25 protein-coding genes and 5 tRNA genes are annotated in these 24,761 nt (G+C 57.0%); 19 read left to right on the forward strand and 11 right to left on the reverse strand.

Annotation, left to right across the window (positions count from 1 at the left end):
* The 7 genes from gutQ to srlA form a co-directional block, all read right to left on the reverse strand.
* A partial coding sequence (gene gutQ / locus NUX24_RS20410; RefSeq protein ID WP_257833794.1) for an arabinose-5-phosphate isomerase GutQ occupies window positions 1–733 on the reverse strand: 733 nt, incomplete at its 3' end.
* Window positions 726–1,499 (reverse strand): DNA-binding transcriptional repressor, encoded by a 774-nt coding sequence (locus NUX24_RS20415; protein WP_032640855.1) that lies wholly within the window; start codon window positions 1,497–1,499, stop codon window positions 726–728. The genes NUX24_RS20415 and gutQ, both read right to left, overlap by 8 nt.
* Window positions 1,500–1,562: 63 nt before the next feature.
* Window positions 1,563–1,922: a transcriptional regulator GutM gene (gene gutM / locus NUX24_RS20420; RefSeq protein ID WP_045286053.1), complete on the reverse strand. Its 360-nt coding sequence runs from the start codon at window positions 1,920–1,922 to the stop codon at window positions 1,563–1,565.
* A gap of 67 nt (window positions 1,923–1,989) precedes the next feature.
* The gene (gene srlD / locus NUX24_RS20425; protein WP_023294411.1) at window positions 1,990–2,769 is read right to left on the reverse strand and encodes a sorbitol-6-phosphate dehydrogenase; all 780 of its coding nucleotides are present in this window, start codon (window positions 2,767–2,769) and stop codon (window positions 1,990–1,992) included.
* Window positions 2,770–2,783: 14 nt separating this feature from the next.
* Complete coding sequence (srlB, locus tag NUX24_RS20430) at window positions 2,784–3,146, reverse strand: PTS glucitol/sorbitol transporter subunit IIA (protein ID WP_023308951.1); 363 nt, start codon at window positions 3,144–3,146, stop codon at window positions 2,784–2,786.
* Between the two features lie 12 nt (window positions 3,147–3,158).
* Window positions 3,159–4,118 carry a PTS glucitol/sorbitol transporter subunit IIB gene (locus tag NUX24_RS20435; protein WP_047650299.1) on the reverse strand — a complete coding sequence of 320 codons (960 nt, stop codon included), beginning with the start codon at window positions 4,116–4,118 and terminating at the stop codon, window positions 3,159–3,161.
* Window positions 4,115–4,678, reverse strand: coding sequence for a PTS glucitol/sorbitol transporter subunit IIC (gene srlA / locus NUX24_RS20440; RefSeq protein WP_023333189.1), 564 nt, complete (start codon window positions 4,676–4,678; stop codon window positions 4,115–4,117). The genes NUX24_RS20435 and srlA overlap by 4 nt, the downstream gene beginning before the upstream one ends.
* Before the next feature lie 252 nt (window positions 4,679–4,930).
* On the opposite strand from srlA, the gene mltB reads away from it, so the two are divergent.
* The 19 genes from mltB to NUX24_RS20535 all read left to right on the forward strand — a co-directional run bounded on the left by mltB (window position 4,931) and on the right by NUX24_RS20535 (window position 19,452).
* Entirely contained in the window at window positions 4,931–6,031 is a 1,101-nt protein-coding gene (gene mltB / locus NUX24_RS20445; RefSeq protein WP_200882512.1) for a lytic murein transglycosylase B, read from the forward strand.
* 261 nt (window positions 6,032–6,292) lie between these two features.
* On the forward strand, window positions 6,293–6,946 hold the full coding sequence (locus tag NUX24_RS20450) for a metal ABC transporter ATP-binding protein (protein ID WP_257833798.1): 654 nt from the start codon (window positions 6,293–6,295) through the stop codon (window positions 6,944–6,946).
* A complete protein-coding gene (locus NUX24_RS20455; protein ID WP_039263400.1) occupies window positions 6,943–7,803 on the forward strand; it encodes a metal ABC transporter permease in 861 nt (286 codons plus the stop codon). Before NUX24_RS20450 ends, NUX24_RS20455 begins: the two co-directional genes overlap by 4 nt.
* Before the next feature lie 14 nt (window positions 7,804–7,817).
* Window positions 7,818–8,696, forward strand: a complete 879-nt coding sequence (locus NUX24_RS20460) for a metal ABC transporter substrate-binding protein (protein ID WP_126329563.1) — start codon at window positions 7,818–7,820, stop codon at window positions 8,694–8,696.
* 129 nt (window positions 8,697–8,825) lie between these two features.
* Entirely contained in the window at window positions 8,826–9,323 is a 498-nt protein-coding gene (pncC, locus tag NUX24_RS20465; RefSeq protein WP_023308944.1) for a nicotinamide-nucleotide amidase, read from the forward strand.
* A gap of 89 nt (window positions 9,324–9,412) precedes the next feature.
* A complete protein-coding gene (gene recA, locus NUX24_RS20470; RefSeq protein WP_023308943.1) occupies window positions 9,413–10,471 on the forward strand; it encodes a recombinase RecA in 1,059 nt (352 codons plus the stop codon).
* A gap of 69 nt (window positions 10,472–10,540) precedes the next feature.
* Window positions 10,541–11,041 carry a recombination regulator RecX gene (gene recX, locus NUX24_RS20475; RefSeq protein WP_257833799.1) on the forward strand — a complete coding sequence of 167 codons (501 nt, stop codon included), beginning with the start codon at window positions 10,541–10,543 and terminating at the stop codon, window positions 11,039–11,041.
* Between the two features lie 131 nt (window positions 11,042–11,172).
* On the forward strand, window positions 11,173–13,800 hold the full coding sequence (alaS, locus tag NUX24_RS20480) for an alanine--tRNA ligase (protein ID WP_257833800.1): 2,628 nt from the start codon (window positions 11,173–11,175) through the stop codon (window positions 13,798–13,800).
* 241 nt (window positions 13,801–14,041) lie between these two features.
* On the forward strand, window positions 14,042–14,227 hold the full coding sequence (gene csrA, locus NUX24_RS20485; RefSeq protein ID WP_000906486.1) for a carbon storage regulator CsrA: 186 nt from the start codon (window positions 14,042–14,044) through the stop codon (window positions 14,225–14,227).
* Window positions 14,228–14,569: 342 nt separating this feature from the next.
* A tRNA-Ser gene (locus NUX24_RS20490) sits at window positions 14,570–14,662 on the forward strand.
* Between the two features lie 4 nt (window positions 14,663–14,666).
* A tRNA-Arg gene (locus NUX24_RS20495) sits at window positions 14,667–14,743 on the forward strand.
* Window positions 14,744–14,807: 64 nt separating this feature from the next.
* A tRNA-Arg gene (locus NUX24_RS20500) sits at window positions 14,808–14,884 on the forward strand.
* A gap of 29 nt (window positions 14,885–14,913) precedes the next feature.
* Window positions 14,914–14,990, forward strand: a tRNA-Arg gene (locus NUX24_RS20505).
* Between the two features lie 160 nt (window positions 14,991–15,150).
* Window positions 15,151–15,227, forward strand: a tRNA-Arg gene (locus NUX24_RS20510).
* Window positions 15,228–15,344: 117 nt separating this feature from the next.
* Window positions 15,345–15,911 carry a fructose-1-phosphate/6-phosphogluconate phosphatase gene (yqaB, locus tag NUX24_RS20515; RefSeq protein ID WP_257833801.1) on the forward strand — a complete coding sequence of 189 codons (567 nt, stop codon included), beginning with the start codon at window positions 15,345–15,347 and terminating at the stop codon, window positions 15,909–15,911.
* The gene (locus tag NUX24_RS20520; protein ID WP_008499541.1) at window positions 15,908–16,336 is read left to right on the forward strand and encodes a YqaA family protein; all 429 of its coding nucleotides are present in this window, start codon (window positions 15,908–15,910) and stop codon (window positions 16,334–16,336) included. The genes yqaB and NUX24_RS20520 overlap by 4 nt, the downstream gene beginning before the upstream one ends.
* Before the next feature lie 83 nt (window positions 16,337–16,419).
* A complete protein-coding gene (gshA, locus tag NUX24_RS20525) occupies window positions 16,420–17,964 on the forward strand; it encodes a glutamate--cysteine ligase (protein ID WP_257833802.1) in 1,545 nt (514 codons plus the stop codon).
* 153 nt (window positions 17,965–18,117) lie between these two features.
* Window positions 18,118–18,633 (forward strand): S-ribosylhomocysteine lyase, encoded by a 516-nt coding sequence (gene luxS, locus NUX24_RS20530; protein WP_014884972.1) that lies wholly within the window; start codon window positions 18,118–18,120, stop codon window positions 18,631–18,633.
* A 54-nt stretch (window positions 18,634–18,687) separates the two neighbouring features.
* Window positions 18,688–19,452, forward strand: a complete 765-nt coding sequence (locus NUX24_RS20535) for a helix-turn-helix domain-containing protein (RefSeq protein WP_257833803.1) — start codon at window positions 18,688–18,690, stop codon at window positions 19,450–19,452.
* Here the strand turns inward: NUX24_RS20535 and leuA are convergent.
* From leuA to mprA, 4 genes are all read right to left on the reverse strand, one after another.
* The gene (gene leuA, locus NUX24_RS20540; protein ID WP_257833804.1) at window positions 19,439–21,094 is read right to left on the reverse strand and encodes a 2-isopropylmalate synthase; all 1,656 of its coding nucleotides are present in this window, start codon (window positions 21,092–21,094) and stop codon (window positions 19,439–19,441) included. The genes NUX24_RS20535 and leuA overlap by 14 nt on opposite strands.
* A gap of 96 nt (window positions 21,095–21,190) precedes the next feature.
* Window positions 21,191–22,738 carry a multidrug efflux MFS transporter permease subunit EmrB gene (emrB, locus tag NUX24_RS20545; protein ID WP_045357562.1) on the reverse strand — a complete coding sequence of 516 codons (1,548 nt, stop codon included), beginning with the start codon at window positions 22,736–22,738 and terminating at the stop codon, window positions 21,191–21,193.
* Between the two features lie 16 nt (window positions 22,739–22,754).
* Window positions 22,755–23,927 carry a multidrug efflux MFS transporter periplasmic adaptor subunit EmrA gene (emrA, locus tag NUX24_RS20550; protein ID WP_023308934.1) on the reverse strand — a complete coding sequence of 391 codons (1,173 nt, stop codon included), beginning with the start codon at window positions 23,925–23,927 and terminating at the stop codon, window positions 22,755–22,757.
* Window positions 23,928–24,053: 126 nt separating this feature from the next.
* Window positions 24,054–24,584, reverse strand: coding sequence for a transcriptional repressor MprA (mprA, locus tag NUX24_RS20555; RefSeq protein WP_023308933.1), 531 nt, complete (start codon window positions 24,582–24,584; stop codon window positions 24,054–24,056).
* Window positions 24,585–24,761 lie beyond the last annotated feature (177 nt).

The following is a 24,761-nucleotide window of genomic DNA, read 5'->3' on the forward strand; positions in this document are numbered from 1 at the left end:
CGCCCTTAACGCTCCCGCCGTCATCGCACACCGCAACCAGCCCCAGACCGGTGCGGCTGAGCTCCAGCATCGCGTCCATGACGCTGGTATCGAGTTTGACCTGCGGAATGGCATCGTCGGTGCGCATCAGGTGGTGAACCTTGTTGAGCAGGCGCGCGCCGAGCGCGCCCGCCGGATGCGAACGGGCGAAATCTTCTTCGTTAAAGCCGCGCGCCTGCATCACCGCCATTGCCAGCGCGTCGCCCATCATCAGGGTGTTAACGGTGCTGGAGGTCGGGGCGAGGTGCATCGGACAGGCTTCACGCTCAACGGAAATATCCAGCGTCGCCTTGGCGGCCAGCGCCAGCGGCGAGCGGGATTTCCCGGTCATCGCCAGCAGGGCGACCGATTTTTCCTGCAGGCGCGGAATAATCAGATCCAGCTCTTTGGCCGAACCGGAGTAGGAGATAAACAGCATCACGTCGCGGCTTTCAATCATCCCCAGATCGCCGTGCAGCGCCTCTGCCGGATGCACGAAGAACGCCGGGGTGCCGGTGCTGGCGAGCGTCGCGGCAATCTTTTTGCCGATATGGCCGGATTTACCGATGCCCGCCACGATCACTTTGCCTTCGCAGTGGATAATGGTGTTGGCCGCGCGGACAAAATCCTCGCCCAGACGTTCCGGCAGGCGGCTGGCTTCCTGCAGTTCAAGCATCAGCGTCTGGCGGCCCGTTTCTAACAGAAAATCACTCATCTCTCTCTCCGGTTACGATCACGTCGATTCCTTTCTCTTCCAGCGCTTTTTTGAACGCCGGGTCGATACCCGCGTCGGTAATCAGCTTATCAACGCTTTCAAGGCTACAGACAATGTTGGGGCTTTTACGGCCAAACTTCGACGAGTCTGCCATCAAAATCACTTCCCGCGCGGCGTTGCACATGGCTTTACTGACGCTGAACACCTCGTTGAACGTCGTAACGCCGGCGTTCAGGTCGATGCCGTCGGTGCCCATAAACAGTTTATCAAAGCTGAAGTGGTCGAAGGCATTCTCCGCCAGTTGGCCGTGAAACGACGCCGATTTTTTGCGGAAGGTGCCGCCGGGCATCAGGATGGTCTGCTCGCTGTCAAACTCCGACAGGGCATTGACGATGTGCAGGCTGTTGGTCATCACCGTGATGTTGTTAAAGCGGCTGAGCAGCGGGATCATCTGCAGGACGGTGCTGCCTGCATCCAGAATGATGGAGTCGCCATCGTGGATAAATTTGACCGCGGCTTCGGCAATCAGCGCTTTCTGGTGGGTATTGATCAGCGTTTTGTGATCGATAGGCGGGTCCGCTTCGTCCTTGTTGAGCACCACGCCGCCGTAGGTTCGAATGACGGCGCCAGAGTTTTCGAGCAATACCAGGTCCTTGCGTATTGTCGTGCCGGTGGTGTCAAAGTAGTGGGCCAGATCCTCTACCGAACATTTTCCCTGCTTTTGCAGATGTTCGAGAATGGCCGCCTGCCGCTGACGAGGTTTCATAGGCGCTTCGTTCCTTAGGTTGCGAAATGATAATTTCGCAAGTCTATAGCTTTCACAACGAAATTATCCATGTTTCAGATTAAGCGCTAATGATAGTGCATTCTGACAGAGTGGATCATGGGGAAAGATCACATCAGGCCGTAATTCCTGCAGCGAAATGCCGTTGATTGCCTGGATTTTCACCGGACGGGCAAAGACGGTCATGCCGCGCATGATGAGGGAATCGCAGACGTTATTGTTTTCATCCAGCGCAACGGCGACGACCACGCGCGGTTTGAAGCGTCCACCGGAACGCCCGACCCCGACGCGACCTTTCTGACACAGTGCGTCAAACGCGCGGTTAAACTGGTGGATCTGCCAGCCGCCAAACGCCATCTGGCAGATCCAGGCGAGGGCGGCGACGGTGATGAGTGCGGTGACCATATCGGCTCCTTGTTTTGTTCCCTCTCCCCTTGGGAGAGGGTTAGGGTGAGGGCATCAAGCCGCTCGATCAGAACATCACCTGCCCGCCGGTGACGTTAATCGACTGCCCGGTGCAGTACGAGGCTTTCGGGCTGGCGTAAAACAGCAGCATGTTCAGCACGTCCTGATAATCGCACCCGCGCTTCAGCGGCACTTTATCGATGTAGTACTGCTCCACTTCCTCAGCCTTGATGCCGAGCTTGGTGGCATACTGCGGCAGCAGGGACTGGAACATCGGCGATTTCAGCAGGTTGCCCAGCATCAGCGAATGCACGGTAATGCCGTACTCGGCCAGATCCAGCGCCAGAGACTGCGTCAGCCCCACGCCGCCAAACTTCGCCGCGCTGTAGCCGGAGTTGTGCTTGCTGCCCACTTTCCCCGATTTGGAGTTGATCTGAATGATGCGCCCCTGAATGCCGTCGCGGATCATCAGACGGGAAAACTCGCGGGCGCAGAGGAAATAGCCCACCAGATTGACCTGCAGCGAGCGGTCAAAATCTCCCAGCTCGAAGTCGCTGATAAAGGCCGCTTTCGCAATACCGGCGCTATAAACCAGCAGGTCGGTACGGCCAAAAATCTCGTCCACGCCGCGGGCGAGCGCCATCACGCTCTGTTCGCTGGTGGCGTCGGCGCCAAACCCGTACGCCATCCCTTCACCAAACTCGGTGTTAATGGTGTCCGCCACGCGGGCGGCTTTTTCACTCTGAATGTCCACTACCGCCACGCGGTAGCCCTCTGCGGCAAGCCCACGGCAGAGGAACTCGCCTAAGGTTTGTCCTCCACCAATGACAACGGCAACCTGACTCATGTGTTTCTCCTTAATTACGCAACAAATTTTAATGTGCAGCCTGGGGTGACAGCCTGCGGAACCGGGCCCGCTACGTGAACCGTGCCGGGATATTCCGCCTGCGGCTGGCCGTCGAAACGCAGGGTGATGTGGCCCAGCTCGCGCAGGTTTTGTTCAGCGACGTCGCCGACGGCGGTAACGGCATACCGCGCCTCGCCCAGCTCCAGCTGGCTTCCTGCCTTCAGCTCGCCCTTCAGCTCGCCGTGGCAGTGGATAAAACAAAACTCTTCGATATCCGCAGGCGCCCCTTCGCGGAAGGTGATCAGCATCTGGTCGCTCAGCGCGTCGGCCGCGCTCTGGCCGATGCGGGTAATGGTGGTCTGGTAAATCACGGTCATCGCAGGAACCTCTTATTGATAAATAAAGCCGGAGACAAACCAGGCAATCAGCACCGTCGGCGCGCCCGTCAGGAAGCGGCTAACCAGCACGGACGGCACGCCCACGCGCACGGTGTCCTGGCGTGCTTCGGCCAGCGACAGCCCAACGGGGATGAAGTCGCACGCCGCCTGGGCGTTAATGGCAAACAGGGCGGGCAGGGCGAGATGCGGGGGAATGTTCCCCAGACCAATCTGCACGCCAATCAGTACGCCGATGACCTGGGCAATCACCGCGCCCGGTCCGAGGAACGGCGACAGCAGCGGGAAGGAGCAGATCAGCGCCAGCGTCACCAGCCCGAGCGGGTGGCTGGCGAGCGGGGCGAGGCCGTGGGCAATCCAGTCGCCCAGGCCGGACGCCATGATGATGCCGATCAGCGCCGAGACGAATGCCATAAACGGCAAAATGGTTTTCAGTACCGTGTCGATGGTGTCGCGCCCGGACTGGAACAGCACCGCCACGGCGGAACCCATGCCCATCCCGACCTTCGCCAGCAGGCCGTCGCTCTGCTCGGTGATTTTCTTAGTGGTGTCATACTCGCGCGGGGCCGCTTTTTGCGGCGCCGGAGTGCCGTTCACCAGCGTGATGTTGTCCTCCTTCACGCCTGAGACATAAATGTCTTCAAGGATGTACTGTGCCAGCGGGCCGGATTTTCCGGTGGAGTGAATATTTACCGTCGGAATGCGGCGCTTCGGATAGATGCCGCAGCGCAGCGTGCCGCCGCAGTCGATTACCGCCACGCCAATTTCCGCCTCCGGTGGTTCCCCTTCTTTGAAGCCGTCGACCGCTTCCCAACCGGTCAGCTCGCGCAGCCTGTCGACGATCGCCGGGCGCGTGCCTGCGGTGATGTAGACGATCTTTTTGCCTTCGGTGGCGTCGAACTCCAGCGGGCCGCCCCAGCCGCCCGTGCCTTTCTCAATGCGGATCCGGTTCATGCTGTGGCTCCTGAAAGATGGACTTTCTGTTCAAGCTGGATGCCCATTTTTTTCTCAAAAATGGCGGTGGTGAGGTCGGTCACCCAGCCGCGGAAGAAGTTGGTGACCAGGCCAACCAGCAGGTAGCTCACCGCCAGCGGGCCGAGCGGCAGGCCAAGGGTGGTGAGACCGCTGGCGATCCCGAGATAAACAAACAGCTCGCCGGGGTTAATGTGCGGGAACAGGCCGTTCATCGAATGGCAGCTGTAGGAGGCGGCGGCGTAGTAGCTCGGCTTGTACTTTTCCGGCATGAAGCGGCCGAGGCTTAAGGTCATCGGGTTGCAGAACACGAAGGTGCCGATGAACGGCAGTACCAGGTAGCGGGACAGCGGATTCCCGGCACAGCGCTGGGCGAAGCGTTCGATGCGCTGCTGGCCGATAAAGTTGATCAGCGCGTTCATGATCACCAGCAGGCTGATCAGCAGGGGCAGGATCCCGGTCACCATGCCGGTGAACACTTCTCCGCCTTTCTGAAACAGCCCGATGAACCACTCGGCGCCGTGGGTGATGGTTTCTATCATTCTTCTCTCCTGTGGGGCTTTTTTGTTTTTGTCTGACTGGGCTAATAATAATCACTTTGAAAGGTTTTAAAGTGTTAATTAGATCTCACAATGAAAGAAAAAAGTATTATTTTGAAAGTTTATTGGTGGGGCGAATGATTTTCGGTGGAAAAAAGCGCGGATTTGCGTAGGGGAGGTGCGTACCGCTTCCTTGAGGTGTTGCGGATGCTTTACCATACTGGGTTCTTATCGAACCCGTTAAATGGATGTCTCATGTTCAAGCGTCGTTATGCAGCGCTGTTGCCTGCGCTTATTCTGCTGTCTGCCTGTAGTAGCAAACCTAAGACCGAAGCCGTTCAGCAAACGGCGGGCGCGCCTTCCGGAGGATTCCTGCTGGAGCCGCAGCACAATATGATGCAGATGGGCGGCGACTTCGCGAATAACCCGGCGGCCGAGCAGTTCATCGATAAAATGGTGAGCAAGCACGGCTTTGACAGACAGCAACTGCACGAAATTTTGTCTCAGGCCAAGCGCCTGGACTACGTGCTGCGCCTGATGGACAGGCAGGCACCAACCGCCCAGGTGCCGAGCGGGCCAAACGGCGCGTGGCTGCGCTATCGCAAACAGTTTATTACCCCGGACAACGTGCAAAATGGCGTGGTGTTCTGGAATCAGTATGAAGATGCGCTCAACCGCGCGTGGCAGGTCTACGGCGTACCGCCTGAAATCATCGTCGGGATTATTGGCGTGGAAACCCGCTGGGGCCGCGTGATGGGTAAAACCCGCATCCTCGACGCGCTGGCGACGCTCTCCTTTAACTACCCGCGCCGCGCGGAGTATTTCTCTTCCGAGCTGGAAACCTTCCTGCTGATGGCGCGCAACGAGCAGGACGATCCGCTCGATCTGAAAGGGTCGTTTGCCGGCGCGATGGGCTACGGTCAGTTTATGCCGTCCTCCTATAAGCAGTATGCCGTCGACTTTAACGGTGATGGTCACATCAACCTGTGGGATCCGGTGGATGCCATCGGCAGCGTGGCGAACTACTTCAAAGCGCACGGCTGGACGCCGGGCGGTCAGGTTGCCGTTCAGGCAAACGGCGAGGCGTTTGGTCTGGAAAACGGCTTCAAAACCAAATACAGCGTCGCACAGCTGACGGCGGCGGGCTTAACGCCAACCCAGCCGCTGGGCAATGTCGATCAGGTGAGCCTGCTGCGTCTGGATGTCGGGACGGGCTACCAGTACTGGTACGGCATGCCGAACTTCTACACCATCACCCGCTATAACCACAGCACCCACTATGCTATGGCGGTGTGGCAGTTGGGGCTGGCAGTGTCCCAGGCGCGCGTTCCGGCGGCGTCGCCGTTTAGTCAGTAAGTCATCTTATTCCGCCCTCTCCCTTTGGGAGAGGGTACCCCGCGCCCATCCTGGTTTTTCTCAGAAACATTTCGCCACACTCCCTTTTCAAACCCGCCATTTACATCTTAACCGTCTTTCATTATTGTTATGTTATAACATTTAATGCGGTGTCGACATGTCAACGTCCCTTTTTTCTCTGTCTGCTCTGGTTCGGCTTTTGCTGGCGCTGATGCTTGTTGTCTTTCTCGGGCTGGCCGTGCGCTGGGCGGTGGCATTGCCATGATTGTGATGAACGAACTGGTCGCGGGATATGAACGCCAGCCCGTTACGCGGCCCCTTTCGGGCACGATTGAGCGCGGAAGCATGACCGCCATTATCGGCGCTAACGGCTGCGGGAAATCCACGCTGCTGAAAACGCTGGCGGGATTTATTCCTCCCGTCAGCGGCGGCTTCCGCTGGCAGGGAAAGCGACCGGTCATCGGCTGGCTGGCACAGCGTCACGCGCTGGAGGCGCAGTTTCCGCTGACCGTACAGGACGTGGTAAGCATGGGCTGCTGGCCGGGCATTTCGCTTTTTTCCGGGTTTCGTCGCGAAACGCGGCTGCGCATTGCCAGCGCGCTAGAGCGCGTCGGGCTTGAGTCCATGGCATTATCCACCATTGATGAACTCTCCGGCGGTCAGTTTCAGCGCATGCTGTTTGCCCGCGTCCTGGTGCAGCAGGCGCCGCTGGTGATGCTGGATGAACCCTTTACCGGGGTCGATGAAGCTACCTGCAACGTGCTGATGGATCTGATGCTGGAGATGTATATGCAGGGGCAAACGCTGCTCGCGGTACTGCACGACAGCGAGCGCGTGTCGCGCCATTTCCCGCAAACGCTGCGGCTGGATGCTAACGTTCCCCAGTGGAAAACCGAGCGGGTGAGGGTGGCATGATCTGGCATCTCTTTTTTCAGCCGTTCATTGAGTATGGCTTTATGCGTCGCGCGCTGGTGGTTTGCCTGGCGCTCTCCGTCAGCACGACCGCGCTCGGCGTGTTTCTTCAGCTGCGTCGGATGAGCCTGATGGGCGACGCCCTTTCTCACGCTATTTTGCCGGGTGTCGCCGTGGGGTATTTGCTCAGCGGTATGTCGCTGCTGGCGATGAGTATTGGCGGTTTTATCGCGGGAATTACCGTGGCGCTGCTGGCCGGTCTGGTCAGTCGACGCACGCCGCTGAAAGAAGATGCCAGCTTTGCCGGGTTTTATCTCGGCTCGCTGGCGCTGGGTGTCACGCTGGTGTCGCTGCGCGGGTCGAATGTCGATCTGCTGCATCTGCTGTTCGGATCTATCCTCGCCGTGGACAACGACGCCGCGCTGTTCGTCACGGGCGTGTGCATGTTCACCCTTATCACGCTGGCGCTGTTTTATCGCGGACTGGTGACAGAAGCGTTTGATACCGCCTGGCTGCAGGTGAACGCCCGCTGGCTGCCTGGCCTGCTGCACGGCCTGTTTCTGGCGCTGCTGGTGCTTAACCTGGTGGCCGGTTTTCAGGTGCTCGGCACGCTGATGGCCGTCGGGCTGATGATGCTTCCGGCCGTGGCAGCCCGCTGCTGGGTGCGCACGTTACCGGCATTACTCCTGATGGCGGGTATCAGCGGTATCTTCTGTGCGTGGCTCGGGCTAAGCCTCTCCTGGGCGATGAGTCTGCCGGCCGGGCCATCCATCGTGCTCACCGCCAGCGCGCTGTTCTTTATTTCCATTTTACTGGGTACGCGAAGCAGGCTCGCTGGCAGCCTGCGGGCGTATTTTTAACGCAAGGGGAAACGATGAAAGGTACAGGATTTGTAGTGGCGCTCGCGCTGGGGATGATGTCGCACGGCGTGATGGCGAAAACGCTGAATGTGGTGACCAGCTTTTCGATACTGGGGGATATCACGCAGGAGGTGGGCGGCGACCATGTGAACGTGACGACGCTGGTCGGGCCGGACGGCGATCCGCATACCTTCGAACCGTCGCCGAAAGACAGCGCGGCCCTGAGCAAGGCTGATGTGGTAGTGGTAAACGGCCTTGGGCTGGAGGGCTGGCTTGATCGTCTGGTAAAAGCCTCCGGGTTCAAAGGGCAACTGGTTGTCGCCTCAACTGGGGTGAAAACCCACACGCTTGAGGAAGATGGAAAGACTGTGACCGATCCCCATGCGTGGAACAGCGCGGCGAACGGAGCGCTGTATGCACAAAATATTCTGAACGGGCTGGTGAAAGCTGACCCGCAGGACAAAGCCGCGCTGGAAGCCTCCGGTAAACCGTATATCGCGCAGCTTAACCAGCTGGATAACTGGGCCAAAACGCGCTTTAGCCAGATTCCACTGGCGAAGCGTAAAGTGCTGACCAGCCATGACGCGTTCGGCTATTTCAGCCGCGCTTACGGCGTGACGTTTATGGCGCCGCAGGGGCTGTCGTCTGAGAGCGAAGCCAGCGCGGCGCAGGTCGCCGAGATTATCAATCAGATTAAAGCCGACGGCGTGAAAACCTGGTTTATGGAGAATCAGCTCGATCCGCGTCTGGTGAAACAGATTGCGTCGGCGACGGGCGCGCAGCCCGGGGGGGAGCTTTACCCCGAAGCGCTGTCGGCAAAAGGTGGGGTGGCAGATACCTACGTTAAGGCGTTTCGCCACAATGTGAACACCCTCGCTGAGAGCATGAAATAACCTTTCCACCGCCGGTGCGTCCGTACCGGCTTTTTTCTGAAGCCCCCTCGTAAAACCTGAAGTGCATCCCCACATCTGACGAGAAAGTGCTATCTTGTGCAGCACGTTTTTCTGATGCCTGGAGCGAGAATGACTGACCATGAATTGATGCAGCTTAGCGAGATCGTTGGCCTTGCGCTAAAGCAGCGTGGCGCGACAATCACCACCGCGGAATCCTGCACCGGCGGCTGGGTGGCGAAAGCGATTACCGATATTGCCGGCAGTTCCGCCTGGTTTGAACGCGGTTTTGTGACCTACAGTAACGAAGCTAAAGCTCAGATGATTGGCGTGCGTGAATCCACGCTTGAACAGCATGGCGCGGTCAGCGAACCGGTGGTGATCGAGATGGCCATTGGCGCGCTCAAAGAGGCGCGGGCAGATTACGCCATTTCCATTAGCGGCATTGCAGGCCCGGACGGCGGTAGCGACGTGAAGCCTGTCGGCACCGTCTGGTTTGGGTTCGCCACCTCCAAAGGGGAAGGGATCACCCGCCGGGAGTGCTTCAGCGGCGATCGCGAAAGCGTGCGTCGTCAGGCAACCGTTTATGCGTTAAAAACGCTCTGGCAACAATTTCTACAAAACACTTGATACTGTATGACCATACAGTATAATTGCACCAACAGAACAGAAATCCACGGTGAAGCACAGTCGCTTCTCCCGGCATGACAGGAGTAATAATGGCTATCGACGAAAACAAACAGAAAGCGTTGGCGGCAGCACTGGGCCAGATCGAAAAGCAATTCGGTAAAGGCTCCATCATGCGCCTGGGTGAAGACCGTTCCATGGATGTGGAAACCATCTCCACCGGTTCGCTTTCTCTGGATATCGCGCTGGGCGCTGGCGGTCTGCCTATGGGCCGTATCGTAGAAATCTACGGGCCAGAGTCCTCCGGTAAAACCACCCTGACGCTGCAGGTGATTGCCGCGGCACAGCGCGAAGGTAAAACCTGTGCGTTTATCGATGCCGAGCACGCGCTGGATCCTGTTTATGCCCGCAAGCTGGGCGTTGATATCGACAACCTGCTGTGTTCTCAGCCGGACACCGGTGAGCAGGCGCTGGAAATTTGTGATGCGCTGGCGCGTTCTGGTGCCGTTGACGTTATCGTGGTCGACTCCGTTGCCGCACTGACGCCAAAAGCCGAAATCGAAGGTGAAATCGGTGACTCTCACATGGGCCTCGCGGCACGTATGATGAGCCAGGCGATGCGTAAGCTGGCGGGTAACCTGAAGCAGTCCAACACGCTGCTGATCTTCATCAACCAGATCCGTATGAAAATTGGTGTGATGTTCGGTAACCCGGAAACCACTACCGGTGGTAACGCACTGAAATTCTACGCCTCTGTCCGTCTGGATATCCGCCGTATCGGCGCGGTGAAAGAGGGCGAGAACGTGGTCGGTAGCGAAACCCGCGTGAAGGTTGTGAAGAACAAAATCGCCGCGCCGTTCAAACAGGCTGAATTCCAGATCCTCTACGGCGAAGGGATCAACTTCCTCGGCGAGCTGGTTGACCTGGGCGTGAAAGAGAAGCTGATTGAAAAAGCAGGCGCCTGGTACAGCTACAACGGTGACAAGATTGGTCAGGGTAAAGCGAACGCGATCTCCTGGCTGAAAGAGAACCCGGCTGCGGCGAAAGAGATTGAGAAGAAGGTGCGTGAGCTTCTGCTGAACAACCAGGACTCCAAACCTGATTTCGTGGTGGATGCCGCGGATGCTGAAGAAACTAACGAAGACTTTTAATTCTTTCGTTTAAAAATGAAGGGCTGCTGATGCGGCCCTTTTTGCATTTCTGAACCAGCAGGTTTTTTTATGAGTGAACCGACAACACGTCGACCCGCGTATGCACGCTTACTGGACCGTGCGGTGCGCATCCTGGCCGTTCGTGACCACAGTGAACAGGAGCTGCGGCGAAAACTGTCGGCGCCGGTAATGAGTAAAAACGGGCCGGAAGAGATTGATGCCACCGCGGAGGATTATGACCGCGTGATTGCCTGGTGCTACGAGCATCGTTATCTTGATGACGAGCGTTTTGCCTCACGGTTTCTCGCCAGCCGCGGCCGTAAAGGATATGGGCCCGCGCGCATCCGGCAGGAGCTGAACCAGAAAGGGTTGGCCCGGGAGTCCATCGAAAAAGCGATGCGCGAATGCGATACTGACTGGTGCGAGCTGGCCAGAGAACAGGCGATTCGTAAATACGGCGAACCGCTGCCGCGTGAATTTTCAGAAAAAGTCAAAATCCAGCGCTTTTTGCTCTACCGCGGCTTTCTGATGGAAGATATTCAGGATATCTGGCGTAATTTTGCCGATTGAACGCATGCGGGATTTTACTTCCCACCCAAGAAAACTTATCTTATTCCCACTTTTTCCAGTAGCTGGCCTGTCCAACGGTTTACCGATACAGGCTGGCTACGACATTTCGTTAGCTTGATTTCAGGATAATTATGAGCAAGAGCACCGCTGAGATCCGTCAGGCGTTTCTCGATTTTTTCCATAGTAAGGGACACCAGGTTGTTGCCAGCAGCTCCCTGGTACCGAACAACGATCCAACTCTGCTGTTTACCAACGCCGGGATGAACCAGTTCAAGGATGTGTTCCTTGGTCTCGACAAGCGTAATTATTCCCGCGCCACAACCTCACAGCGTTGCGTGCGTGCGGGCGGTAAACACAACGACCTGGAAAACGTCGGTTACACCGCGCGTCACCATACGTTCTTCGAAATGCTGGGTAACTTCAGCTTCGGCGACTACTTCAAACACGATGCCATTCAATATGCGTGGGAACTGCTGACCGGTGAAAACTGGTTCAACCTGCCGAAAGAGCGTCTGTGGGTTACCGTCTATGAAACCGATGACGAAGCCTACGAAATCTGGGAAAAAGAAGTCGGGATCCCGCGTGAGCGTATTATTCGCATCGGTGATAACAAAGGCGCGCCATACGCGTCTGACAACTTCTGGCAGATGGGTGATACCGGCCCTTGCGGTCCGTGCACCGAGATCTTCTACGATCACGGCGACCACATCTGGGGTGGGCCTCCGGGCAGCCCGGAAGAAGACGGCGATCGCTACATTGAGATCTGGAACATCGTCTTCATGCAGTTCAACCGTCAGGCCGACGGTACGATGGAGCCGCTGCCGAAGCCTTCCGTCGATACCGGTATGGGCCTGGAGCGTATTGCCGCGGTTCTGCAGCACGTTAACTCCAACTACGAGATTGATCTGTTCAGCACCCTGATCAAAGCCGTTGCGGACGTTACCGGCGCGACCGATCTGAACAACAAATCGCTGCGCGTCATCGCGGACCACATTCGTTCCTGTGCGTTCCTGATTGCCGACGGCGTTATCCCGTCGAATGAAAACCGTGGCTACGTGCTGCGTCGTATCATTCGTCGTGCCATCCGTCACGGCAACATGCTGGGCGCGAAGGACACCTTCTTCTATAAACTCGTTGGGCCACTGATTGGCGTGATGGGTGCTGCCGGTGATGAGCTGAAACGCCAGCAGGCACAGGTAGAGCAGGTTCTGAAAACCGAAGAAGAGCAGTTTGCGCGTACGCTGGAGCGCGGCCTGGCGCTGCTGGACGAAGAGCTGGCGAAACTTAAGGGCGACACGCTGGATGGCGAAACCGCTTTCCGTCTGTACGACACCTACGGCTTCCCGGTTGACCTGACGGCAGACGTTTGCCGCGAGCGCAACATCAAAGTTGACGAAGCGGGCTTCGAAGCCGCGATGGAAGAGCAGCGTCGTCGTGCGCGTGAATCCAGCGGTTTCGGTGCAGACTACAACGCGATGATCCGCGTTGATAGCGCGTCAGAATTCAAAGGTTATGACGCGCTGGAACTGACCGGCAAAGTGACCGCTCTGTTTGTTGACGGTAAAGCCGTGGACAGCATCAGCGCGGGCCAGGATGCGGTTGTCATTCTGGACAAAACGCCGTTCTACGCGGAATCCGGCGGTCAGGTTGGCGATAAAGGCGAACTGAAAGGCAACGGTTTCAGCTTCAGCGTCAGCGACACCCAGAAATACGGTCAGGCGATTGGTCACCAGGGCAAACTGGTTTCCGGTTCTCTGAAAGTGGGCGAGGGCGTACAGGCTAACGTGGATGAAGCTCGCCGCGCGCGCATTCGTCTGAACCACTCTGCAACCCACCTGATGCACGCTGCCCTGCGCGACGTGCTCGGTACCCACGTTGCACAGAAAGGTTCTCTGGTTAACGACAAAGTGCTGCGCTTCGACTTCTCGCATTTTGAAGCGATGAAACCGTCTGAAATCCGCGCGGTGGAAGATCTGGTGAACGCGCAGATCCGTCGTAACCTGCCAATCGAGACCCACATCATGGAGCTCGAGGACGCGAAGAAAAAAGGTGCGATGGCGCTGTTTGGTGAGAAATATGACGACCGCGTTCGCGTGCTGAGCATGGGCGACTTCTCTACCGAGCTGTGCGGCGGTACGCACGCATCGCGCACCGGTGACATCGGCCTGTTCCGCATTGTTTCCGAGTCGGGAACGGCGGCAGGTGTGCGTCGTATTGAAGCGGTGACCGGTGAAGGTGCGATTGCCAGCCTGCATGCGCAGAGCGATCAGCTGCACGACATCGCGCAGCTGCTGAAAGGCGATAGCCAGAACCTGGGTGAGAAAGTGCGCGTTGCGCTGGATCGCACGCGTCAGCTGGAAAAAGAGCTGCAGCAGCTGAAAGAGCAGGCTGCGGCGCAGGAGAGTGCAAACCTCTCCAGCAAGGCTGTAAACATTAAGGGCGTCAAACTGCTGGTCAGCGATCTGGCGGGGGTTGAGCCTAAGATGCTGCGTACTATGGTCGACGATCTCAAGAACCAGCTTGGTTCTACCGTTATCGTGCTGGCGACAGTGGCAGAAGGTAAGGTTTCTCTGATTGCGGGCGTCTCTAAGGATGTGACCGACCGCGTAAAAGCAGGGGAACTGATTGGTATGGTCGCTCAGCAGGTGGGCGGCAAGGGTGGCGGTCGTCCGGACATGGCGCAAGCCGGTGGTACGGATGCGGCGGCACTTCCGCAAGCTTTGGCCAGCGTTGAAAGCTGGGTAAGCGCGAAACTGTAATAACTACAAAGCACAAGCAGACGCCATAGCGGTAACGTTATGGCGTCTTGTTCACTGTGCTATCGATAACGATAAAGTCAGGTTGAGTTTGTGTATATCGGCTAAACTTACGTTTAACAGAATGTGATGCCGTGACTGCTTACACTTTACGTGTTTGTCATCGCTTACTTTTTGGCGTTATATGATGGATAATGCCGGGATACAAGAGACCCGACTCTTTTAATCTTTCAAGGAGCAAAGAATGCTGATTCTGACTCGTCGAGTTGGTGAGACCCTCATGATTGGGGATGAGGTCACCGTGACAGTTTTAGGGGTAAAGGGTAACCAGGTACGTATTGGTGTTAACGCTCCTAAAGAAGTATCTGTCCACCGTGAAGAGATCTACCAGCGTATCCAGGCTGAAAAATCCCAGCAGTCCAGTTACTGATATTGTCGCGTCTCGCTGTCGGGCGAGACGCAACCCTCCTGTCATTTTTCCTGCTCAACGTTACCGTTTAATTTCAAACGCTCTCTTTTTAACCACTCTGTTACCCTAAACTCGCCCCTACGCCGCCATTTCTGCAAAGGTTTTCTGTGAAGATGCCTGCAAAATCCGCTTATAAAACACCCTCTTTGCGGCTTTTACATGCGAATTGCGTGTGATTTGTGCAAACGATAAAAGCTTTTGGAAAATTGTTTGACTTATAAGTCCCAGAAAGTAATATATGCGCCACGCAGCGACGAGAAGCTCTTAACGAGTAACTCGAAGCACTCGAAAGAGGCGTTGTGTGGTGAGGTGGCCGAGAGGCTGAAGGCGCTCCCCTGCTAAGGGAGTATGCGGTCAAAAGCTGCATCCGGGGTTCGAATCCCCGCCTCACCGCCATTTTGCATCCGTAGCTCAGCTGGATAGAGTACTCGGCTACGAACCGAGCGGTCGGAGGTTCGAATCCTCCCGGATGCACCATCTATTACTTCATATTGCTTTAGAAGTGATATGAATATCGAGCAGTACAGTAGTAAATCCCGATGCATCCGTAGCTCAGCTGGATAGAGTACTCGGCTACGAACCGAGCGGTCGGAGGTTCGAATCCTCCCGGATGCACCATTTACTATTTCTGAAAGCAGTACCCTGATGCATCCGTAGCTCAGCTGGATAGAGTACTCGGCTACGAACCGAGCGGTCGGAGGTTCGAATCCTCCCGGATGCACCATATTCTCCGAGATAATAGCCACGCTGTTGTTTCAAGGTCTGCGAGTTAATCGCGAGCACTAGGGAGGATAACGTTGCTTCAGCAACGGCCCGCAGGGCGAGGCGCAGCCGAGTAATCCTCCCGGATGCACCATTTACTGTTTCTAAAAGCATTTCCCGATGCATCCGTAGCTCAGCTGGATAGAGTACTCGGCTACGAACCGAGCGGTCGGAGGTTCGAATCCTCCCGGATGCACCATCTTCTCCTTCTTTGTTTATTCCTTCGACGTTCCGTCAGCAATCACACTCTCAGTCAGCGACAAAAATCACCATTTACGATAAAGTAATGCTTTGTTAATCGTTTAGCGAGAGCACGATGTACGCACAGTATGAAGGTTTGATCTTTGATATGGACGGCACTCTCCTGGATACCGAACCCACGCATCGTCAAGCCTGGACTGACGTCCTGGGCCGTTACGGCATGCGTTTCGATCTTCAGGCGATGATTGCCCTCAACGGATCCCCCACCTGGCGTATTGCGCAGGCCGTGATTGAACTGAATCAGGCCGATCTCGACCCGCACCTGCTCGCGCGCGAAAAAACCGATGCGGTAAAAGCCATGCTTTTAGATACCGTACGCCCTCTGCCGCTGATTGATGTGGTAAAAGAGTGGCACGGGCGCCGCCCGATGTCGGTAGGAACCGGGAGCGAAAGCGCGATTGCAGAAGCTTTGCTCAACCATCTTGGCCTGCGCCACTATTTTTCTGCCGTGGTGGCCGCCGATCATGTTAAACATCACAAGCCCGCACCGGACACCTTCCTGCTTTGCGCAGAATTAATGGGCGTCCCGGCGGCAAAATGTGTCGTGTTTGAAGACGCCGATTTCGGTATCCAGGCCGCGCGAGATGCCGGAATGGATGCGGTGGATGTGCGCTTACTGTGAGTGACGCGCTGTCACTTGCTTCATTATTCGCCAGCAGTTTTTTAAGCGCCACGCTGTTACCGGGAAATTCGGAAGTGGTGCTGGTGGCGATGCTGTTGTCCGGCGTGAGTCAGCCCTGGCTGCTTGTATTAATAGCAACAATGGGTAATAGCCTTGGAGGGCTGACTAACGTTATTCTTGGGCGTTTCTTTCCGCTGCGCGAAAAATCGCGCTGGCAGGAAAAGGCAGTCGGCTGGCTAAAACGCTATGGCGCTGCCACGCTGTTATTAAGCTGGATGCCTGTAATAGGCGATTTACTGTGTCTGCTGGCGGGATGGATGCGCATCTCCTGGGGACCGGTGCTCTTTTTTTTGTGCCTTGGCAAGGCGTTGCGCTATGTTCTTGTGGCGTGGGCAACACTACAGGGTATGACGTGGTGGCACTAATTGGTGGAATGAAAACGCGACCTTCAATCGTCAACCATTACAATTATGCTGAGTAACATTACTTTGACAGGCGGGAGGTCAATTTGATCCCGGACGTATCTCAGGCGCTGGCCTGGCTGGAAAACCACCCTCAGGCATTGAAGGGTATTCAGCGTGGTCTTGAGCGTGAAACGCTGCGCGTTAACGCGGACGGTAGCTTAGCGACGACGGGTCACCCGAAGGCGTTAGGCTCGGCGCTGACACATAAATGGATCACAACCGATTTCGCTGAAGCGCTGCTGGAGTTCATCACCCCAGTAGAGGGTGATATTGATCATATGCTGACGATTATGCGCGATATCCATCGCTACACCGCGCGCAACATGGGCGACGAACGTATGTGGCCCCTCAGCATGCCGTGCTATATCGAGCAGGGCCAGGAGATTGAGCTGGCGCAGTACGGCACGTCAAATATCGGCCGGCTGAAAACGCTCTATCGCGAAGGGCTGAAAAACCGCTACGGCGCGTTGATGCAGACGATCTCGGGCGTGCATTACAACTTCTCGCTGCCAATGGCGTTCTGGCAGGCGAAATGCGGTGAAACGGATAAAGACGCGATCTCTGAAGGCTACTTCCGCCTGATCCGCAACTATTACCGTTTCGGCTGGGTGATCCCGTATCTGTTTGGTGCGTCTCCTGCGATCTGTTCTTCGTTCCTGCAGGGGAAACCGACCACGCTGCCGTTCGAGAAGACCGAGTGCGGAATGTACTATCTCCCGTACGCCACCTCTCTGCGCCTGAGCGATCTGGGTTATACCAATAAATCGCAAAGCAATCTCGGTATTACGTTTAACGAATTGCACGAATATGTGGCAGGATTGAAGCGGGCGATCAAAACCCCGTCGGAAGAGTACGAGAAAATCGGCCTCGAAAAAGACGGCAAGCGCCTGCAAATCAACAGCAATGTGCTGCAGATTGAAAACGAGCTGTATGCGCCTATTCGTCCTAAACGCGTGACGCTCAGCGGTGAAACCCCGTCGGATGCGCTGCAGCGCGGCGGGATCGAATACATCGAAGTGCGTTCGCTGGATATCAACCCGTTCTCACCGATTGGCGTTGATGAACAGCAGGTTCGCTTCCTGGATCTGTTTATGGTCTGGTGCGTGCTGGCGGATGCGCCGGAAATGAGTTCAGACGAACTGCTCTGTACCCGTACAAACTGGAATCGCGTGATTCTGGAAGGGCGTAAACCGGGCCTGACGCTGGGTATCGGCTGCGAAACGGCACAGTTCCCGTTGACCAAAGTCGGCAAAGATCTGTTCCGCGATCTGAAGCGCGTTGCCCGCACAATGGACAGCATCGACGGCGGCGACGCGTATCAACAGATCTGCGACCAGCTGGTGGAATGTTTTGATAATCCGGAACTGACGTTCTCAGCGCGTATTCTGCGTTCTATGATCGATCAGGGCATTGGCGGCACGGGGCGTTCACTCTCAGCGGAGTACCGTGAGATGCTGATGCAGGAGCCGTTAGAAGTGCTGAGCGAAGCGGATTTTGCCGCGGAACGCGATGCGTCCGTGGTGCGTCAGAAAGAGGTTGAAGCGGCGGATACCGAGTCGTTTGAGGCGTTTCTGGCGAAGCAGTCTTAAGCAGAAAAGAAAAAGGCCACATCGCTGTGGCCAAAATATACATCTCTGAATTCAGGGATGATGATAACAAATGCGCGTCTTTCATATACTCAGACGTGCATTCTGTAGAAGAGTTCAGTTTATTTTAAAAAAAATCACTGTCGGAGGTGACGTATGCCGTTATTAGATAGCTTTACTGTCGACCATACCCGTATGGAAGCACCTGCAGTACGCGTGGCGAAGACCATGCACACCCCGCACGGCGACACGATCACCGTTTTCGATCTGCGTTTCTGCGTGCCAAATAAAGAAGTGATGCCAGAGAAAGGCATTCATACCCTGGAACACCTGTTCGCCGGTTTCATGCGTGACCATCTGAACGGCAACGGCGTTGAGATCATCGACATCTCTCCGATGGGCTGCCGTACCGGTTTCTACATGAGCCTGATTGGCCAGCCGGAAGAGAAACGCGTCGCTGATGCGTGGAAAGCGGCGATGGAAGACGTGCTGAAGGTGAAAGAGCAGAACCAGATCCCTGAGCTGAACGTTTACCAGTGCGGTACTTACCAGATGCACTCTCTGGAAGAAGCGCAGGACATCGCGCGTCACATCATCGAGCGTGATGTTCGCGTGAACAGCAACGAAGAGCTGGCCCTGCCAAAAGAAAAACTGCAGGAACTGCACATCTAGTGCACCTTTTCCCTCTCCCACCGGGAGAGGGTAGGGTGAGGGTTGTTTAACCCCATGACCACAACCGCAACGTTCTCCTTTACCCATCGTCCCCTCGTTCCGTTCGCCCATGATTACGTTCATGGTGACAGCGAGCCGTGGCATGAGCACGACTGCGCGCAGCTGTTGCACATCCTGAGCGGCGTGGTACGGGTTGATACCGTCTCGGGCTGCTGGGTGGTACCGCCTGGCCGCGGCGTCTGGCTGCCGGCGGGTACTCGCCACTCGCTTCGCATCACCGGCAACGTGGCGGCGCGAACGCTGTTCATCGATCCGCTGGCGCGAGCCGATCTCCCGGCCACCTGCCAGATCGTGCAGATCGCGCCGCTGTTGCGCGAGCTGATCCTCGTCTCTCTTGCTTTACCTGAATCGTACTCGCCCGGCAGCCGGGATGAACGCGTCTATGAACTCATTCTCGATGAAATCCGCACTATGCCGGTGCTGCCGATTCATCTGCCGGAGCCGGAAAGCGAGGCGTTACGTCACCTGTGTCTGCAAATCCGGCAAAACGCGGGGGAGAGCTGGAGCGGCGCGCAGGCCGCGAGCATGATGAACATGAGCGAGCGAACCCTGAACCGCCATTTTCAGCAGCAGACGGGATTAAGCTACGGCGAGTGGCTGAGACGGGCGCGCCTGCTGGAAGCCTTAGTGCGGCTGGCGCAGGGCCAGCCGGTACTGCGCGTGGCGCTGGATCTGGGTTACGGCAGCCACAGCGCCTTTACGGCGATGTTCCGCCGGGTGATGGGCGTCTCCCCCAGCGATTATTTTAAGAACGACTGACGGCGTTTAAAAGCGCCTGAAGCGACGCGCGCGCCACGTCGCTGTCAATGCCTACGCCCCAGCGGCTGCTGCCGTCCTGGAACAGGCAGCAGATGTAGGCCACCGAGCGGCTGTCGCTGCGTTCGCCTAACGTATGCTCGTGATAATCCTTAATCACGAACGGGGCGTTGACCCAGCGGCTTAAGCCCTGAGCGGCGGCGGAGAGCAGACCGTTACCCTGACCTTCCAGCTGACGCGTTCCCCCCTGCGTAGCGACGCTTGCCGTCAAACGCAGCTGGCCGTCCTGCTGGCTGTCGCTGCGGTAGGATTGCAGCGCAAACTGCGGCGTGGCGACCAGGCCGTAGCGGGTGCGGAACAGCTGCCACAGCGCATTTTGCGTCATCTCTTTTCCGTGGCGATCGGTTTCCTGCTGCACGTGCTGGCTGAAATCCTGCTGCAGGGCGCGGGGCAGTTTCAGGCCATGATTCTGCTCAATCAGCCACGCGCTGCCGCTTTTTCCTGACTGGCTGTTCACGCGGATCACCGCTTCGTAGGTGCAGCCGATATCCTGTGGATCGACGGGCAGATACGGCATCTCCCAGCGATCGCCAGGCCTGCGGGCATCAAAGCCTTTTTTGATCGCGTCCTGATGCGAGCCTGAGAAGGCGGTATAGGCCAGTCGTCCGGCCCACGGGTGGCGCGGATGCACCGGCAGCTGGTTGCAGGCTTCCACCACTTCCACGACCCGGTTCATATCGCTAAAGTCGAGATTCGGGCTGATGCCCTGGCTGTAGAGGTTCATCGCCAGCGTCACCAGGCAGACGTTGCCCGTGCGCTCACCGTTACCAAACAGACAGCCTTCCACGCGATCAGCCCCCGCCATCACGGCCAGCTCGGCGCTGGCGACGCCGGTACCGCGGTCGTTATGCGGATGCACGCTAATGCAGACATCCCGGCGGCGGCTGAAGTGACGACAGAAATACTCGATCTGGTCGGCATAGACGTTCGGCGTGCTCACTTCGACGGTGGCCGGTAAGTTGATCACCATGGGCCGTTCGTCGCACGGCTGCCAGATCTCCGCCACGGCTTCACAGATCTCCAGCGCAAACTCCGGCTCGGTAAAGCAGAAGGTCTCCGGGGAATACTCATACTGCCAGCGGGTGTCCGGGTTCTCTTCACACAGCTGACGAATAAGCCGCGTGGATCGCGTCGCCAGCTCGACGATTTGCGCTTTTTCCATGCCGAATACCAGGCGGCGGAACAGCGGGGCGGTGGAGTTATACAGATGGACGGTGGCCTGTTTCGCGCCGCGCAGGGATTGGAAAGTACGATGGATGAGATCTTCCCGCGCCTGGGTTAATACCTGAATCGTGACGTCATCCGGGATGCGGTTCTCTTCAATCAGCTGGCGAACAAAGTTGAAGTCAGTCTGCGAGGCGGATGGGAACGCCACCTCAATTTCTTTGAATCCGCAGCCCAGCAGCAGATCCCAGAACTGCAGCTTGCGGGTGCTGTCCATCGGCTCGGCAAGGGCCTGGTTGCCGTCGCGTAAGTCGGTGGAGAGCCAGCGCGGCGCGCGGGTGATGCGTTGCTCCGGCCAGCGGCGGTCGGGCAGGGAAAGGGTGGGATAGGGTTGGTACTTGTCGGCGGGTGTGTTCAGCATGATGCGCTCCTGTTGTCTTTTCACCATCGTGAATGGATTTCAGGAGCGCTGCTTTATCGAAACTGACAATCGCTGTCGCGTTCTGGACAACGCGAATTAGTGCGCGCCACCGCCGCCGCTACCGGCGCCAAACGGTGGTTTAGCAAACCAGACCAGCCCCAGCAGGACGATAAAGATCCCCGCCGATATCCAGAAAATCTCGTTGGCCGATATAATCAGACCCTGGTTGGTGATCTGCTGGGCTATCCACCCTGACGCCTGCTGTTCCGTCATACCCATTCCCTGAAGCTGGTTGTACATCTCCCGGGAGTTCGGGTTGAACGGGTTCACCGCTTCGGTCAGCTGGGCATGGTGCATCGATTCACGGTTCGTCCACAGGGTGGTGGTGATCGACGTACCAATCGAGCCCGCCAGCGTTCGCGTAAAGTTCGACAGGCTCGATGCGGCCGCCATGCGCTCAGGCGGTAAACCGGAAAGCGTGATGGTGGTCAGTGGCATAAAGAAACACGCCACGGCAAAGCCCTGAATAAACTGCGGCCACGCGGACGCGCCAAAGTCCATTCCCGGTTCGAACGTATACGCGCGCCAGTAAAAGCAAACGGCATACATGATAAAGCTGAACGTCACCAGCCTGCGCATGTCGAGCTTGTGGGCGAAGCGGCCAATAATCGGCGACAGCAGAACAGGAATCAATCCAACCGGCGCCGAGGCTAAACCTGCCCAGGTTGCGGTGTAGCCGTATACCTCCTGCAACAGCTGCGGCAGCAGTACAATCGCGCCGAAGTAGAGCATGTAGGCGAGGCTGATACACAGACAGCCTATGGTGAAGTTTCGCGACTTAAACAGCGACAGGTCGACTATCGGGTTATCGTCCGTTAGCTCCCAGACAATCAGGAAGCTCAGCGACACCACCGCGACAATCGTCAGGATGATGATCTCCCGGGAGTTGAACCAGTCCAGCTCTTTGCCCTGGTCGAGCATGACCTGCAGGCTACCGATGCCGACAACCAGCAGTGCCAGACCAATGGCGTCGATACGCCGCTGTTCCGTCCGGGTTTCTCTGCCGCGCAGCGACTGGAGCGTCAGCATTACCACGATGGCGCCAATCGGTACGTTGATGAAGAAGATCCAGCCCCAGTGATAGTTGTCGCTGATATAGCCGCCTAAGATAGGCCCGCAAATCGGCGCGACAATTACGGTCATCGACCACAGCGCCAGCGCAATCGAGCGCTTGGCGGGCGGGTAGTTGTTCAGCAGTAAGCTCTGCGACAGCGGGATCAGCGGCCCGGCGACAATCCCCTGAATGACGCGGAAGAAAATCAGCATCGTCAGGCTGCTGGACATGCCGCACGCCCAGGAGGCAAGAACGAACAATACCGTTGACCAGAGGAACAGCTTCACTTCACCGACGCGCTTTGCCAGCCAGCCGGTAATCGGAATGGAGATGGCGTTTGCCACCCCAAACGAGGTAATGACCCAGGTCCCCTGGCTCAGCGACGAGCCAAGGTTACCGGCGATGGTCGGGATCGCCACGTTCGCGATGGTGGAGTCCAGCACCTGCATGAATGTCGCCAGCGACAGCGCGATGGTCATGATGACCAGCTGCGCGCCTTCCAGCGGTTTTTGCGGCTTTTGCTGTTGCATAACGCTCACCTTCGGATTAACCGGCGTTTGCCTTCACGATGTCATCGATCAGCTTGTTGACCGGATCGAGGCTAATTTCACGGGCGTTACTTTCATAAGCCGGGCTGCTTCGCACCTGGCTTGCCAGGATCTGACCGTCGCGGTTGGCGGTGTCGACCGTCACTAGCGTTGAGAGGCCGATACGCAGCGGGTGATCCGCCAGCTGTTTGGCATCCAGCTCAATACGCACGGGCAGACGCTGAACCACTTTGATCCAGTTACCGGTGGCGTTTTGCGCAGGCAACAGGGAGAAGGCGCTGCCGGTCCCCATGTCCAGGCCGACTACTTTACCGGTGTACTTCACGTCATCGCCATAGATGTCGCTGACAACCGTCGCGCTCTGGCCGATACGCATATGGGCAAGCTGCGTCTCTTTAAAGTTGGCGTCTACCCACAGATTGTCTGCCGGCACGACCGCCATCAGCGGCGTGGTTGGGCTAATCTGCGCCCCTGGCTGGACGGAACGACGGGAGACATAGCCGGTCATCGGGCTGACGATTTTGGTACGCTGCAGGGCAAGCCACGCGTTGCGCACTTCGGTCGCCGCCTGCTGTACGGCAGGCTGGTTTTCCAGACTAGTGCCCAGCACCATCGCCTGGTTGGCGTTGTACTGTTGAATGGCTACATCCAGCTGTGCCTGAGCGCTGGCAACGGCGTCGCGGGCGTGCTGCAGCTCTTCACGGCCAATCAGGTTGGCGGTGCCGAGCGGCACGCGGCGGTTCAGGTCGCTCTGCGCCTGCGCCAGCGCCGTTTTCTGCACGTCGATGTTGGCCTGCAGCTGCTTGCTGTTGATCATCAGCTGGCGGGTCTGACGGACGCTGGAGGCCAGCGCGGTCTGTGCTTTTTCAAACGCCTGCTGGGCGTCGGTGGGATCGAGGGTCACCAACACATCGCCTTTTTGCACAAAGTCGGTATTGTCAGCCCAGACTTTCGTCACGCTGCCCGACACCTGCGCCATAATTTGTACCTGGTTCCCTGCCACGTACGCGTCGTCAGTCTCTTCAGCATGACGCAGTACTAAAAACCAATAGATCCCATATGCCACGGCAATAATGATAAAGAGCAAGGTCAACAGAAGAAGGGCGCTCTTACGTTTGCCTTTCTTGTTGGCCGGTTGCTGCGGGGTAGTGCTCTCCGCATTTGCGCTCATTGTTGTTCTCCACGATCTTCTTATTTTCACATCGGCTGAGCCGACCTGTTGTCAGAAAGGCCAGCACTGTGACGTGCTGGCCTGTCGGTTTTCTTATGAATCTGGAATGGTGAGCGTGTCGTCGCGTTAGCGCAGCGCCTCAAGAACGGCGCCGTCTTCATCCATCTGGTCCAGACGGGTGAGCAGCTTGCGAGTGATGTGCTCAAGCTGATCGCGCTCGGCGGTGCTGAGGGCAGACCAGAGTTTGTGCAGGCAATTGTGCTGAGGTGGCAGCACCTCGCGCAGGAACTGGTGACCTTTATCGGTCAGTTGCAGATGCAGGCAGCGGCGATCGTTGTCGCTTTCACGGCGCTCAATCCAGCCGCGCTTTTCGAGTTCATCGGCAATACGGGTCGCATTGGTACGGGAGGAGCCCAGCGCGCAGCTCAGTTCGGAAGGCTGAATGCTGTGATTTTCCTGAGACTCCAGCGTAATCAACGCCATAAACAACGTCTCGTTAATCCCTTGAGCTTTCAGCATTTTATTACGGTTTTCCAGTAGCTTACCCTGCATGTGCATGCACAGGCGAGTCAGCAGGATTTCCTGATACGGGAAGTCCTCATGGCGACTGGCGCGGAATTTAAGCATTTGTTCAATGGGCGTAAACGAACTATCCATTTGGGCATAACCTCATTAATTACAGCCGATATAGTAACGACAGTGACAAATAATGTAAATGAATTATTTGTGCGGTTATATCCGCCAAATTTATGTCACCGTCAGAAAGCGCCGGGTAAGTCCGTGACCCGGTGAGCACAGAAAGCGTAGGGTGTGAACCCGCTAGAGAGAGGATGT

Origin of the sequence: Enterobacter sp. HG048 (genome assembly GCF_024702055.1) — a bacterium.
GTDB lineage: Bacteria > Pseudomonadota > Gammaproteobacteria > Enterobacterales > Enterobacteriaceae > Enterobacter > Enterobacter dykesii.